General features: G+C 53.8%; 15 protein-coding genes. 3 read left to right on the plus strand and 12 right to left on the minus strand.

Annotated features, from left to right (window positions below; translation table 11 throughout):
- Positions 1–83: 83 nt before the first annotated feature.
- From O9H32_RS08940 to O9H32_RS08950, 3 genes are all read right to left on the minus strand, one after another.
- Complete coding sequence (locus O9H32_RS08940) at positions 84–1,091, minus strand: sensor histidine kinase (protein ID WP_269865710.1); 1,008 nt, start codon at positions 1,089–1,091, stop codon at positions 84–86.
- A gap of 100 nt (positions 1,092–1,191) precedes the next feature.
- Positions 1,192–1,899 carry a response regulator transcription factor gene (locus tag O9H32_RS08945; RefSeq protein WP_269865712.1) on the minus strand — a complete coding sequence of 236 codons (708 nt, stop codon included), beginning with the start codon at positions 1,897–1,899 and terminating at the stop codon, positions 1,192–1,194.
- A 163-nt stretch (positions 1,900–2,062) separates the two neighbouring features.
- A complete protein-coding gene (locus tag O9H32_RS08950) occupies positions 2,063–2,608 on the minus strand; it encodes a GNAT family N-acetyltransferase (protein ID WP_269865714.1) in 546 nt (181 codons plus the stop codon).
- 174 nt (positions 2,609–2,782) lie between these two features.
- Here O9H32_RS08950 and O9H32_RS08955 point away from each other — a divergent pair, with 174 nt between their 5' ends.
- Both O9H32_RS08955 and O9H32_RS08960 read left to right on the plus strand, forming a co-directional pair.
- Positions 2,783–3,229, plus strand: a complete 447-nt coding sequence (locus tag O9H32_RS08955) for a MarR family winged helix-turn-helix transcriptional regulator (protein ID WP_269865649.1) — start codon at positions 2,783–2,785, stop codon at positions 3,227–3,229.
- 33 nt (positions 3,230–3,262) lie between these two features.
- Positions 3,263–4,489, plus strand: coding sequence for an epoxide hydrolase family protein (locus tag O9H32_RS08960; RefSeq protein ID WP_269865650.1), 1,227 nt, complete (start codon positions 3,263–3,265; stop codon positions 4,487–4,489).
- 216 nt (positions 4,490–4,705) lie between these two features.
- Here the strand turns inward: O9H32_RS08960 and O9H32_RS08965 are convergent, their stop codons facing one another.
- The 8 genes from O9H32_RS08965 to O9H32_RS08995 all read right to left on the minus strand — a co-directional run bounded on the left by O9H32_RS08965 (position 4,706) and on the right by O9H32_RS08995 (position 10,022).
- On the minus strand, positions 4,706–5,515 hold the full coding sequence (locus tag O9H32_RS08965) for a metallophosphoesterase family protein (RefSeq protein ID WP_269865716.1): 810 nt from the start codon (positions 5,513–5,515) through the stop codon (positions 4,706–4,708).
- A gap of 15 nt (positions 5,516–5,530) precedes the next feature.
- The gene (locus O9H32_RS08970) at positions 5,531–5,659 is read right to left on the minus strand and encodes a hypothetical protein (protein WP_269865651.1); all 129 of its coding nucleotides are present in this window, start codon (positions 5,657–5,659) and stop codon (positions 5,531–5,533) included.
- Between the two features lie 150 nt (positions 5,660–5,809).
- Positions 5,810–6,169 carry a glycoside hydrolase family 95-like protein gene (locus O9H32_RS32870; protein WP_406627281.1) on the minus strand — a complete coding sequence of 120 codons (360 nt, stop codon included), beginning with the start codon at positions 6,167–6,169 and terminating at the stop codon, positions 5,810–5,812.
- Positions 6,170–6,425: 256 nt separating this feature from the next.
- Complete coding sequence (locus tag O9H32_RS08975) at positions 6,426–6,638, minus strand: hypothetical protein (protein ID WP_269865652.1); 213 nt, start codon at positions 6,636–6,638, stop codon at positions 6,426–6,428.
- A gap of 128 nt (positions 6,639–6,766) precedes the next feature.
- Positions 6,767–7,468, minus strand: a complete 702-nt coding sequence (locus tag O9H32_RS08980; protein WP_269865653.1) for an alpha/beta fold hydrolase — start codon at positions 7,466–7,468, stop codon at positions 6,767–6,769.
- Between the two features lie 6 nt (positions 7,469–7,474).
- A complete protein-coding gene (locus tag O9H32_RS08985) occupies positions 7,475–8,068 on the minus strand; it encodes a TetR/AcrR family transcriptional regulator (RefSeq protein ID WP_269865654.1) in 594 nt (197 codons plus the stop codon).
- Between the two features lie 267 nt (positions 8,069–8,335).
- Positions 8,336–9,376 carry an NADH:flavin oxidoreductase gene (locus O9H32_RS08990; RefSeq protein WP_269865655.1) on the minus strand — a complete coding sequence of 347 codons (1,041 nt, stop codon included), beginning with the start codon at positions 9,374–9,376 and terminating at the stop codon, positions 8,336–8,338.
- A gap of 64 nt (positions 9,377–9,440) precedes the next feature.
- Positions 9,441–10,022, minus strand: coding sequence for a TetR/AcrR family transcriptional regulator (locus O9H32_RS08995; RefSeq protein WP_269865656.1), 582 nt, complete (start codon positions 10,020–10,022; stop codon positions 9,441–9,443).
- A 240-nt stretch (positions 10,023–10,262) separates the two neighbouring features.
- On the opposite strand from O9H32_RS08995, the gene O9H32_RS09000 reads away from it, so the two are divergent.
- The gene (locus O9H32_RS09000; RefSeq protein ID WP_269865657.1) at positions 10,263–10,706 is read left to right on the plus strand and encodes a hypothetical protein; all 444 of its coding nucleotides are present in this window, start codon (positions 10,263–10,265) and stop codon (positions 10,704–10,706) included.
- A 215-nt stretch (positions 10,707–10,921) separates the two neighbouring features.
- On the opposite strand, the gene O9H32_RS09005 is transcribed toward O9H32_RS09000, so the two are convergent.
- The gene (locus O9H32_RS09005) at positions 10,922–12,331 is read right to left on the minus strand and encodes a family 43 glycosylhydrolase (RefSeq protein WP_269865658.1); all 1,410 of its coding nucleotides are present in this window, start codon (positions 12,329–12,331) and stop codon (positions 10,922–10,924) included.
- Positions 12,332–12,477: the final 146 nt, after the last annotated feature.

A 12,477-nucleotide genomic window follows, 5' to 3' on the forward strand; every position in this document is an offset into this window, starting at 1 on the left:
CGGTCTATCGGCTCCTTTCCATTGTGCAATGTTCGATTGCCTTCAGTTTACAGAAAGGCCGGAATTCTTTCTATCGAAGCGGCTTACAGTTTCATTACACGGGTGTAAGGTACCGTTCCTTGGAACCGGATACGGACCGTCGTCCCTTGACCGGGTTCAGACTCCAGCTCCACCCGGTGCCCCAGCCGCTCGCAGATCTGCTTGACCAGATAGAGTCCCATACCCGTGGATTCCCGGAAGATTCTTCCGTTCTCCCCCGTGAAGAAGGGGCGGAACACCCGCCGGATGTCGGAGGCCGGGATGCCGACGCCCCTGTCGCGGATCTCGAAGAGCGTCTCCTCTCCTTCCCGGACTGCGGTGAAGGTTACCTTCTCCTGCGTGCCGGCAGAGTATTTGACCGCATTGCTCAGCAGCTGGTTCATCACGAACCGCATCCACTTCGCGTCGGTCTCCACATACAGCTCCGGATCGATCAGGTTCTCGGGAAACACCTTGCTGCGGATGAACAGCCGCTTGTGCTCATGAATGACGGTACTCGCCAGCTCCCGGATACTCACGGGTTCCACCTGCATGTCCTGCTCGATGGATTCGAGTCTGGCCGCGTACAGCACGGTCTCGAGGCCGCTGTCGAGCCGCTCCGCCTCCTCCCGTATGCTGGCGGATTGCTCATCCTGCCGGTCCTGAACGGTGAGGTGGATGACGGACAACGGGGTTTTCATCTGGTGCACCCACTGATGGATGAACGCCAGATGCTCCCGCTTCCGGTGTTCTTCTTCCTGGAGCTGTACCTGATAATGGCGGTACTGCCTCCGCAGCAGGTCGCTTAGCGCCAAGGGGACCGGTGCACGGCCGGCGGGCCGGATCGACTCGTCGAGCGATTCTATGGGGCGGGATAGCCGCGAGTAGTATTCGCGGTGAGTGGCATACCGGAAGCCCAAATATCCGGTAAGCACGAACATGCCGAGAAAAACCGCATACAGCCCCGTTCTCCAGTCGCGGAAACCATCCAGCACATAGATCAGCAGAACAAGCGCCAGCTGGATGGCATGGGCTGCAATCAGCAGCAGATGATCACGAAGAAACAGCCTCATCGTCTTGCCCTCCCCGGATGCTTGCCGTATCGTGCCCTCATCGCAGTACCGTTCGCGGACTTGGCACACATCCACACCCGCCCGATAATAAGCCCTAGCTTCATGGGCTTGTTCCCGTCCCTATTCGCTCATGCAGTCTGTATCCTGCGCCGCGGATGGTCTCGATTCCGTCTGGGATGCCAAGCTCCAGCAGCTTCTTCCGGGCCCTTGCCACATTCACATTGAGCGTATTCTCGTCTACGTAGGATTGCTCATCCCACAGCAGCTCGAGGAGCTCTTCTCTGGAGGTGACGCGCGGATGGTGTTTCATGAGTGCCTCCAGCAGCACGGCCTCCTTCTTCGTTAGGGTAACCGACGGCTCTCCGCAGTGAAGTTCCAACCGTTCGGGAAACAAGGTCAGACCGGCATGCTGCACGATCTTCTCTTCCGCCTGCCCCGCATATTCGCCGTACACCCGTCTCAGCTGGCTCCGGATCTTGGCGATCAGCACCTCAATGTGCAGCGGCTTCGTAATATAGTCATCCGCCCCATATTCCAGCGCCATCACCTGGTCCATCCCCCCGGAACGGGCGGAGATGAAGAGGATCGGGCAGGTAGATACGCTGCGGATCTGCCTGCACCAGTAGAATCCGTCATATTGCGGCAAGTTCACATCCAGGAGCACCATATGGGGGGCAGTGCGTTGAAAGTGCTGCAGCACCTGGCCGAATTCCTCCACAACGATCGCCTCGAATCCATACTTTTCGATATGGGTTTGAAGCAGCTCCGACAACTTCATATCATCCTCGCAGATCATAATCTTATATATGGCAGACGCCTCCCAACACGTTCAACAATGACAACGGACACATCCGGTTAACCGGATTCAATCCTCCTCAATAATATACTTCATTTCCCATCCCTATCCAATGGATTGTACAACACGCTCCTGCCCTGAATGCTGCAAAAAAAAATGCCGCACCATAGGCGGCTCACTCAAACAAAAAGTACCAGAATATAGCAGTTTCATTGTGATGGGGTTCTGCCCCCTTATATAAATAAAGGTCCATCCCACCTATCGCAAAGCCACAGCTTTCGTAGAATTTACATGCCCTGACGTTATTGGTTTGTGTTTCAAGCATGAGACCTGGCATCCCGCCGGCCTTTGCCCAGTATTTCGCCTGATCGATTAGTTTGCGGCCAATTCCGTATCTTCTGTACGATTCATCCACTTTGATGTCCTCGACAATCGCGTAATGGTTCCAGTTCTTCTTCAGTATGATTTCACCCACAACGTGGTCCTGCAGAAGCGCCAAGTAGATGATTCCATCGGGATTATCGATATATTCGGAATACTCATCATCGGTCATGGCTTCCCCGCCGTAGGTTTTGGTATAAGCCGGAATCTCCCTTACCGTATACCCGAAACATTGATCCTTATATGTTACGTCAAGAATAGAATCAACGATAAAACAATCACGGATATCCATCCCCTTGGACAGGTCTGCAGCAGACCGTTCTCTGATTACGATATCTATAAGAATGCCCCTCCCCCTTGCCGGCCTGGACAATCACTTCTGCCTGTTCCGGAATTTGCGTTACCGTTATATCCGTTCCTAGGACGCTGGTTAGGATCGATTTGTTGCTGACCACCCCTAAATTATCCCAAATATATATTAACAACTTATATAAGTTTGTGATATAATTTGGCCATGAAGCCTACAAACCATACAACCGATCCGAATGCCGCCGATTTCGCCCTGGTGATCGAAGACTTGACCAGGATCCTCATTCGGCTGCCTTCCATTGAAAAACTAAGCTTCACTACACTGTCCGTCCTCCACACCTTGTCCCGCAAGAGTCCCATGCGGCTGACGGAGCTGACAGCCACCGAGCAAGTTACGCAGTCGGCCATTACCCAGCTGGTGACCCGGCTGGAACGAGACGGACTCGTCGAGCGCCGGCCCGATCCACATGACGGCCGGGTGGTTCAAGTGCATATTACCGCTCTTGGCGCAGAGGTTATCGATTCGCGCCGCTTGGACCGTATGGCGCAGCTCGCGAAGCTTATGGAAGGACTCACCCTGGAGGAAAGAGAGGCCATTACATCCGCATTACCCGCCTTGCGGCATCTGGTTGAGCTGGGAAACCATTCATAATCAGAGCCTTCCATTCTTGGAGGAGGAACACTTATGACAACAGCTTCTTTTGCGCTTGAACCGAGTCCGATCCATGTATCGGATGAATTGCTTGCCGATCTCCAGACTCGTCTGAAGTCTACTAGATGGCCTGCCGATGCAGGGAATGAGGACTGGTTCTATGGCGTCAGCCGGAATTATATGGAACAACTCGTGGATTACTGGATCAACGAGTTTGACTGGCGCAAAGCGGAGGAGGCGATCAACGCCTACGAACACTATAAAGTCAGCGTGGACGGAGTCCCTGTGCATTTTATGCGCAAACCGGGCGTCGGACCGAACCCTGTTCCGTTGATTCTATCCCATGGGTGGCCCTGGACGTTCTGGCATTGGTCCAAGGTTATCGGTCCGCTCGCGGATCCCGGCGCATTCGGAGGCGATCCGGCTGATGCCTTCGACGTCATTGTGCCCTCTCTTCCGGGCTTCGGATTCTCGGCTACGCTGCCGGATCGACCAGATATGAACTTCTGGAAGATCGCAGATCTCTGGCATACGCTAATGACCGATATTCTCGGCTACGAGAAATACGCCGCTGGGGGATGCGATGTCGGAGCTCTTGTGACCGGTCAATTGGGACACAAATATAGCGACGAGCTCTACGCGATCCATATCGGGTCTGCCCTAAAACTGAGCTTTTTCAATGGGGACCGTGCTTGGGATTTCTCCGGAGGACGTCCCATTCCAGACAACATGCCGGACAGCATCCGGACGGATATCTTGAAATTCGACCGCCGGTTTGCAACGCATCTCGCCGTCCACGTTCTGGATCCCAGCACACTCGCCTTCGGACTGAGCGACTCGCCGGCAGGTATGCTCGCATGGATCCTGGAGAGATGGGCCAGCTGGAGTGACAATAACGGCAACGTTGAGAATGTCTTCTCGAAGGACGATATCCTTACACACGCTACCATCTACTGGGTCAACAACGCCATCGCAACCTCGATACGCATCTATGCGAATGCCAACCGCTATCCCTGGGCACCCGCTCATGACCGCTGGCCTGTCATTGAAGCGCCGACGGGCATCACTTTCGTGGCTTACGAGAATCCGCCGGGCGTTACGACAGAACACCGCATACAGAATTTTCTGGACAGTGACCGCGCCCCCTGGTATAACCATCGGAACATCTCCGTTCACGAACAGGGGGGCCACTTTATCCCTTGGGAAATCCCGGACAAGTGGGTGCAGGACTTGCGCCGGACGTTCCGTGGACGTCGATGACCGGTATTGTGAGAGGGTATCCTGATAACCCATGACAACAAAAAGAAGCAGCTGCTCTGAGCCGCCCCCCAATGGTTAGCTGAGTGTCTAACCATCGGGGGGGCATATCAGCGGCAGTCTGCTCCCTTCACCCGGGTGGACGAATGGCTCATACCCATCCGTCCCCTCCCTGTCCTGATTGGATTCCGGCCGTCGTTTTCACTAGATTTGCTTTCACTAGATTCGTTTCCTTATCTGCTCCGGTGGATGCTCCGGCTGGCGGGAGATCATCGTCCCGTCATCCAGTCGGATCCAAGTATGGAATGAAGCCGCTCCCTCGGTCAAACGAATCATCCTCGCACCGCGTGGATATCCTTCCCTTCCGTAAGAGTTATACCCCGTCGCCCGTCCATAATGCAGACGTATTCCGTGAAGCTCGCCCCAAAAATCGTTCACATGGTCATGACCCGCGAATACCCCTTTTACATCTTCCATCTCAAGAAACGCCGAGAACAGACCGGAATTCACCTTGGGACATCCCATTCCCTCGTAGTTATGGCCGTAGCAGGTGTGATAGTTCCATACCTCGTTATATTCAGGCAGCGGAATATGCAAAAAAGATAAAGCGAATACAGGCTCGCCGTTGTTCTGTCTTCTTAACTCCCCTGCTTGTTCTTGGTACCAGCCAATCTGACTGTGGGTAATCCGTTCATACCCGCCAACGGGATGATGCAGATGACTTCCGGAATCAAATAAGTATAGTGCGGCAGCAGGCAATTCATCATTTCGTCCTGCCCGGGATTGAATACGAGTCGTATAGTTCCCGAGACGGTTATCCAAGGCAGGTCCCGCTTCCGTCAAACAGTGGGGAAACTGCTGCTGCAGGCGGATCAGGTCTTCCTTCGAACCCCTCTCATGCTCTGCATCATGGTTGCCAAAAATAGCGGCCCACGGAACCTGCGCCTCTTCTACCGCCCGTACCGCATTCTTGTAGGAGTCCAGCGGATCCTTGCACTCTTCACTATGAATCACATCCCCGCTGAAGATAACGAGACCCGGCGCCTACGTCTCGAGAATATTTTTCATCAACTGATAGGTTTGCTGGTCTTCGAGCTCTCCATTTTTCCAGTGCAAATCGGTGAACTGGGCAATCGTAAAACTTCCATCTTCTCGAAAACACAGGTTTCTCATGATCTCTCTCCTTCGAAGTACAATTCGTAGAGTAAAGTGTGGCTCCGCAGCCCTCCTCATCAAAGCGGACGTTAGGTTTTCCCTCACGCCCTTTTGATTCTCATTTCGACTCTTCTCCCAAGCAGACAGCTCTTTGGATAGCAGTCGCTTTCATGGGAATGGGCTGCCTGGCTTCATCCATGAGCTGAAACCGTTATCCGTCCAAGCACACCCCTTTGAGCAAATGCGTAACAACTTTTCCCGATTTTCCGGAGGTAGACTTACGGAGAAGATTCGTTTACTTATAGTCGATAGCTCTGCAGCTAATGCCAAGGGCTTCAGCCGGTATACTTCGCCAGGCTTGCTGTCCGCTCCCTGGAACGGCTGTCCGGCAGCGGCAAGAGCCAGGGGCTGTGAATATCGGATCTCCAGGCGCTGCCCGCTTACCGACAGGATCACTGCTTCCGTCCGACTGCCGTCCCCCCAGGCTAGATCCACTTCAAAGCCGCCGCGCGCCCGGAGTCCGGTCACTCGGCCTGCCAGCAGGGCTCCGGGTTTCAGGTATGAGCTGCGTTTACCCGCATGTAGAGCTCGCGGAATGTTTAGGGATTAACGTTAACATTCCCGGCAGGATCACGTCAATCCGCAGGCCCGCATGGCATGACAAAGCGGCCCCCTGCACTGCGAATGTACGCAGGCAAAGGGCCGCTGCTGAATAGAATGCCGGAGGGTATGAGGGTTACTGAGGGATAAGAGCCGACGGCCTGGTCTCCCCCGCTCCTGCCCCTTAACTCCCTTTCACGAGCTCTTTTTTCCAGAATTCAATGATTCTGTAATCCTTTAATTCCATAGAAGCCCATGAATTCTTAAACGTAAAACCATATTCCTGCATCCTGCTGATGGTCTGGTCTACTTCGGACGTCTTCACTCTCAGTTCCATCGCAATGCAATTTCTAACGATATCGGCGGCTTCCTCCACACTCATTTCCTGAATGGTCACGGTGCATTCACCCTCACATGTTTTTTGGCTATCATGCCTTAGTCTGTTATAAACCTATTTTATCCAATTTCGTTATAATTACGCTTGCTTTCTGCTGGAGCAGCAAAGACTGCCGATCCTGGCGGACGTCAGTCTTGGGATATGGATAAAAATAATCTGACGGCGGCCAAAAAGGCAGGAGCATTAGCCTGATGAACATGGTGTCCGGCTCCCTCTATCGTCACGAGTTCACAAGATGGAATAAGGGCGGCAGCCTCTTTCAATTGGTTCTGCGGTACGTGGCTGGCGGCCCCGCCTCCTATGATAAGGGTTGGTGCCATGATCTCTGGCAGACGCGCCCACCACTGCGGATTCGGCTCGTTAAGCTGCTGGAGGATCGAAGGCACGACGTTCCAATCGAATGGCAGCGGCTCCAGGGGTTCGGAAGGAATCTCGATCTTTTTATCGTGAAATGGAGGAGGCGTATCCTCAAGAACCAGGCGTTCAATTCTTGAGGGATAGGTTTCGGAGAAGAGGTAGGATACGGTTCCCCCCATCGAATGACCCATCAAGGTGAACTGCCCCAGCCCCAGGGCATCCGCAAACAAATGAAGGTCTTCGCACATCCGCTCAAAGGAATAGCTGCCGGTTCGCGCACTTCCCCCGTGCCCGCGTTGGTCCAAGGCCAAGACACGGTAGCGGTCCGCAAGCCCGGCAGCCACTTCATCCCAGGATTCCGCCTGGTGACCTAACGCATGGAGGGCAATTAGCGGCGGTGCCGATCTCTCCCCCGTTTCGCGGTATTGAAAGAGGTATCCATTCAAATCGATTCGTTGTACACGTGTTTCCATCGCTGTTCATCTCCCATCTACCGTATATTCTCGAATGATCTGCCCCTTGATTTCCTCTACCGGGAATCCTCGAGGATACGTGCTCATCATCAGCATCGCGCCCTGTAACGCGGACGAGAAATAAATCGATCTGAGCCGGGGTTCCTTCGCCCCCAGCTGTTCGAACATCGTGCACTGCACTTCAAACTGCCGGCGGGACTCTTCGTTGAGCTGTTCTCTGTAGACAGAGAGCACATGGTCGTCTTCGGGCTGCGTTTGCAGATTGAGATAGAACCGGTATACGTCAGGCCGCAGATATACGTTATGGATCGCGCCCTCGACGATATAGCGAAGCTGATCGGACGGCGTCTTCTGGGCTGCGGCAGCCTCCATGACTTCGGCCACTTCTCCGATCCGGACCCGGACCATAGCCGCCAGCAGGTCTTCTTTGCCTTTATAATAGTTGTAGAGCAGGCCCTTCGAGATGCGGGCTTCTTTGGCTACATCGTCGATGGACGTGGCATGGTACCCTTTTTTGATGAAAAGCGTCATGGCCGCGCCATGGATTTTCTCCTTGGCGGCTTGTCGAATGCGTTCATTCTCTTCAGGGGAACGCGGCACGGCTAAGTCACTCCTCCAATCATTGTGTTATATGGCGGCAGAGCGCACTTGGATGCATTCTGTCCGCTCATGTAAATATAATCCTATTTTATTTTTGAATGAATGTTTAGTCAACACAAAAAGCCGCCCTATAGGCGGCATTCCATGTAACCATGTGATCCAGTTGAGATGACCCGAGCACGAATCGCCAAGGCCGGCATCTGCCGGCCGGCTTGGCGGCCGGCTTGGCGGCCGGCTTGGCGGCCGGCTTGGCGGCTCGCATACGAATTAGAACAGAGTCTTCAATGCCTCAGGCGTAAACGGAATCAACTCGTCCGTACGGCCGTCACGAATTTTGTCCGCCCAAGCCGGATCAATCAGCAGAGCTCTGCCTACGGCTACCAGATCGAATTCTTCGCGTTCGAGTCTTTCGATCAAGCCGTCCACCTTCGCATTGCCCGCGCCCTCTCCATTAGTAAAGAGACTCGTGAAATCTCCATCGAGGCCCACCGAACCGACCGTAATCGTCGGTTTCCCCGTCAGCTTCTTGGTCCATCCGGCCAGATTCAGATCCGAGCCTTCAAACTCGGGCTCCCAGAAGCGGCGGGAAGAGCAGTGGAAGATATCGACGCCGGCATCTGCCAGCGGAGCCAAAAATTGTTCGAGCAGCTCCGGCGTTTCGGCCAGCTTCGCCGAATAGTTCGTCGGCTTCCATTGCGAGATCCGCAGCACGATCGGGAACTCCGGTCCGACCGCACGGCGGCATGCCTCGATGATCTCCACCGCAAAGCGGGTGCGTTCGACCACACCGCCGCCGTAGCGGTCCGTACGCGGATTGGTATGCTCCCAGAAGAATTGATCGATCAAGTATCCATGCGCACCGTGGAGCTCGATGCCGTCGAAGCCAATCCGCTTGGCTTCGGTTGCGGCCTGTGCGAAGGCTTCGACGATCTCGGATATCTCCTGTTCGGAGTAATCACCGGCATGGCCGCGCGCTCCCATATGCCAAAGCTGCGGAATGATCCGCCCGCCCGCCTCGTGCACCGCAGCCGCTACGTTCGCCCATCCGTTCAAAGCAGCCTCGCCATGGAAATACGGCACGTTAGGCTGATTCGATGCGTCCGGGTGATTCACCACCGTACCTTCCGTCACGATGAGGCCTACGCCGTTCTCCGCCCTGCGGCGATAATAGGAAACCACATCCGCTCCCGGCACCCCTTCCGGAGAATGCTGGCGGGTCATCGGCGCCATCACGATGCGGTTGGACAGCGAGAGATTCTGGGTGGCAAAAGGTTTGAACAAGGATTGTACAGAGAGATTTGTATTCATAAATACCTCCAAGTGGGTTTTTATTTTTGACTACAGGGTCAAAAACTGCGCAAAAAAAGGGGCATCAAGCCAGGATCAACGCAAAGGACGTTTGCCATACCGTGTCTATCCGTTCGCGGGATGCACCCGATTTTGCCATAATCTGCGCACCGAGAAGGGTAGTGGCCAGATGCGCGGCGAGCGCGGCAGCGGTATGCCGGTTCGTGATACAACCCTGCTCTTGACCACTGCGGATCACCTTCTCGAGAATGCATTCCACCCCGGCGAACATGATCTCGACTTCGCGGGTTACTTTCTCGTCGCCGGTTCCGAATTCCAGCGTGGAATTGACCATGAAGCACCCTTTGCTCAACGCTTCGTCACCTTGAAAAAGCATGGTGTCGCGTATGGCCTCCAGTTTCTGCACGGGAGTACCGGCCCGGGAGACCTGATCTTCCAGCATGGCTAAACTCTGCTCGCGGTACAGCGCCAAGGCCTTCAGAAACAAGGCCCGCTTGTCATCGAACAAGCAGTATAAACTCTGCTTCTTCACCTGCGTCCTCCGGGTCAGATCATCGAAGGAGGTCGACTTATAACCTTTTGTCCAGAACACTTCCATGCACTGCTCTAATGCATGCTCGGCATCAAATTCTCTAGGTCTGCTCATGGGAGCATCGTACCAGTTATTTACTGCGTAGTCAATAACTTCTTCTTGATATCACTTTCTCTATCATCAGATGATACTAACCGACGATGTCAGTAGAATGCACGTGCCAATCTTGTATTCTTTACAATAATTTTACTTTTTAATGACATTCGACACTAAATAGGTTACTTCGACACCGACACTATGTTACATTCTGTATGCAATAATTTGTTAATATATTACTTTATATGGGAGGAATGAATGATAATGAAGCCTTTCTCCAAGAAGATTCGTGTGGTCTCGCTGGCATTAACTTGTATGCTGGCGCTGCCGATCAGTACCGCATTCGCTGCTGATACTGCCGTCGTTGCATCCACTGTACCCAAAGCAGAGGCCGTCCCTGCAGGAGCCGGAGAATGGGATTACCTCGGTTCTTCCACATTCACTACCGGCAGCGCAGTAGCCAAATCAAGCGGAGGGGATTTTCTCGTCTGCCTGGAATCCGGTCCTACAGGCTATTACAACTTGTTTGAAGATGACCCGGCTGGCAACGCCGACGAAAGAGTAGGCTACGTGCACTTATCCGCCGGCGACTGCGGCGCCTTCCGCAGTATCGGAGGTTTCGTGGACGGTGATAATAAAAAGGCGGAATTCTATGTGTATAAGGCCTTCGGAGGTACCGCAACCGTTTCCTTCTACGATTGACCGGTTGCCCTTAACTCGGCGAACGTAGATTCATAGAGCGTTTCCCCCCTCAGGCGGCAGCAAAAAAAATCCATCGGTAAGATAGATAGGTTTTTGCCCCGGAGGGGATTGCTGCTTTTTCCTTGTACTGCCGTCCCCTATCCAAATAGGCCCGCCGAGATACCGGCAGGCCTTTTTTTTCATTGGATTCTTATCGTCTAACTCAAGACTGAAGATTACTGTTTTTGAAGCAGCCACTGGAGGTTGTAGCTCGTACTGTCACCATACTGTTTCACAACGGACCCATTCGCAGACTGGCCGCCGTTGTCCAGATACAGCCCTGTACCGCGGTTCTTGAATTTGATGTAGCCGCTGCCCGCGTTGATCAGTTCCCACTGCTGATTATAGTTGGTGCTGCCGCTCCACTGCGCTGCGCTGGAGCCCGCACTCGTGCTCCCCAGACCATCAATGGCTTTGCCTGTACCGCGGTTGATCAGCTTATAGTATTGATTGCTGAGATTGACAATCTCGAACTGCTGGTTGTAGCTCGTACTGCTTGCCCACTGGGCAAGATTCGCACCGTCCGTCGCAGCACCGAGACCATCCATATACAGGGCGGAGTACCCTCGGTTTTGCACCTTATAATACCCGCTGCTGGCGTTATATGAAGGCCATTTGTCCGCATCCCAGTAGAGATCCGTTACCCGGAGCGTCGGGAAATTGCTGTTGCTCGCATCGTAAGCATGACGGACCATCACCCATTTGCTTCCATCCCAAAAAGGCTCCTGCCCCCCGGGTCCGCGCCATCTGGAGTCTCCTGTTTCCAGGATGGTTCCGCCGCCGTTCAGCATGCTGGTTCCGGCTTTGTCAACATAAGGGCCTGTGATGCTGGAGGCACGGCCGTAGGCGATCTTGTACGTACTGTTTGCAGCTTGGCAGCAGTAGTCGAAGGCTACGAACATATAATAATAGCCATTCGTGTACACAATCTTGGCGCCTTCGACCGGATTGTTGGCTACACCGGGCCGGGTGGCGATGGAATTGATGGCAGCGCCTGATGCGGGCTTCATGGTCGCCGGGTCCAGCTTCACCAGCTTGATGCCTGAATAGAAGGAACCGAAGGACATCCAGAGGTTCCCGGAAGCATCCTTGGTAATACCAGGGTCAATGGCATTGTAGTTCTTGGAAGAATCGGAGCTGATGACAAGCCCATCGTCCCTCCAGTCCCCTGCTGCTATGCTGGTAGCGGACATGAGACCGATCAGGGAGCGGTTCGTACCGAATTCGGAGTAGGCATAATAGAGCCAATATCTGCCGTTCTGATAGATGACATCTGGAGCCCATACTTCGTTAACGGCGGAGGTTTTCGTTACGTACGCGGACCACCAGGACAGAGGGCCTTTGAACATGGGCGTTCCCTGGGTCCAGTTTTTACCGTCGGCGGAATATTTCACCTTGAGATAATCCCCGGTGTAGAACTGCCACCAGGTGTTCCCTTCTTTGATTACCGTAGGGTCATGGGATTCGACATTTCCCGATACGGACCATTCGGCTGCCGAAGCCGGCAGTGCCATAGCAAAAGCCATGATCCATACGAGTAAGATAGCAGCTAGCGAGAGCTTTTTTCTACGTGTTGTTCCTGACATGAGTTGTTGCTCCTTTTAGTGGGATAAGTAAGTAAGCGGTTCCAACAACGGCTGCTTAAAGGTCTGCAGCTAGAGCATCGTCCGTTCGTCGGGTGGTATGGAAAGGTCGCAGCCTCCCCTGGATGTGGTGTTTCGAAAGCGCTGTC

Source organism: Paenibacillus caseinilyticus (genome assembly GCF_027533645.1).
Lineage (GTDB): Bacteria > Bacillota > Bacilli > Paenibacillales > NBRC-103111 > Paenibacillus_G > Paenibacillus_G caseinilyticus.

Excerpts from the sequence above, each read along its gene's own strand:
- O9H32_RS08960 (WP_269865650.1), top strand. The coding sequence starts at position 3,263 with ATGACAACAGCTTCTTTTGCGCTTGAACCGAGTCCGATCCATGTATCG.
- O9H32_RS09000 (WP_269865657.1), top strand. The coding sequence starts at position 10,263 with ATGATAATGAAGCCTTTCTCCAAGAAGATTCGTGTGGTCTCGCTGGCA.
- O9H32_RS08970 (WP_269865651.1), bottom strand. The coding sequence starts at position 5,659 with ATGAGAAACCTGTGTTTTCGAGAAGATGGAAGTTTTACGATTGCCCAG.
- O9H32_RS08990 (WP_269865655.1), bottom strand. The coding sequence starts at position 9,376 with ATGAATACAAATCTCTCTGTACAATCCTTGTTCAAACCTTTTGCCACC.
- O9H32_RS08980 (WP_269865653.1), bottom strand. The coding sequence starts at position 7,468 with ATGGAAACACGTGTACAACGAATCGATTTGAATGGATACCTCTTTCAA.
- O9H32_RS08955 (WP_269865649.1), top strand. The coding sequence starts at position 2,783 with ATGAAGCCTACAAACCATACAACCGATCCGAATGCCGCCGATTTCGCC.
- O9H32_RS08940 (WP_269865710.1), bottom strand. The coding sequence starts at position 1,091 with ATGAGGCTGTTTCTTCGTGATCATCTGCTGCTGATTGCAGCCCATGCC.
- O9H32_RS08995 (WP_269865656.1), bottom strand. The coding sequence starts at position 10,022 with ATGAGCAGACCTAGAGAATTTGATGCCGAGCATGCATTAGAGCAGTGC.
- O9H32_RS09005 (WP_269865658.1), bottom strand. The coding sequence starts at position 12,331 with ATGTCAGGAACAACACGTAGAAAAAAGCTCTCGCTAGCTGCTATCTTA.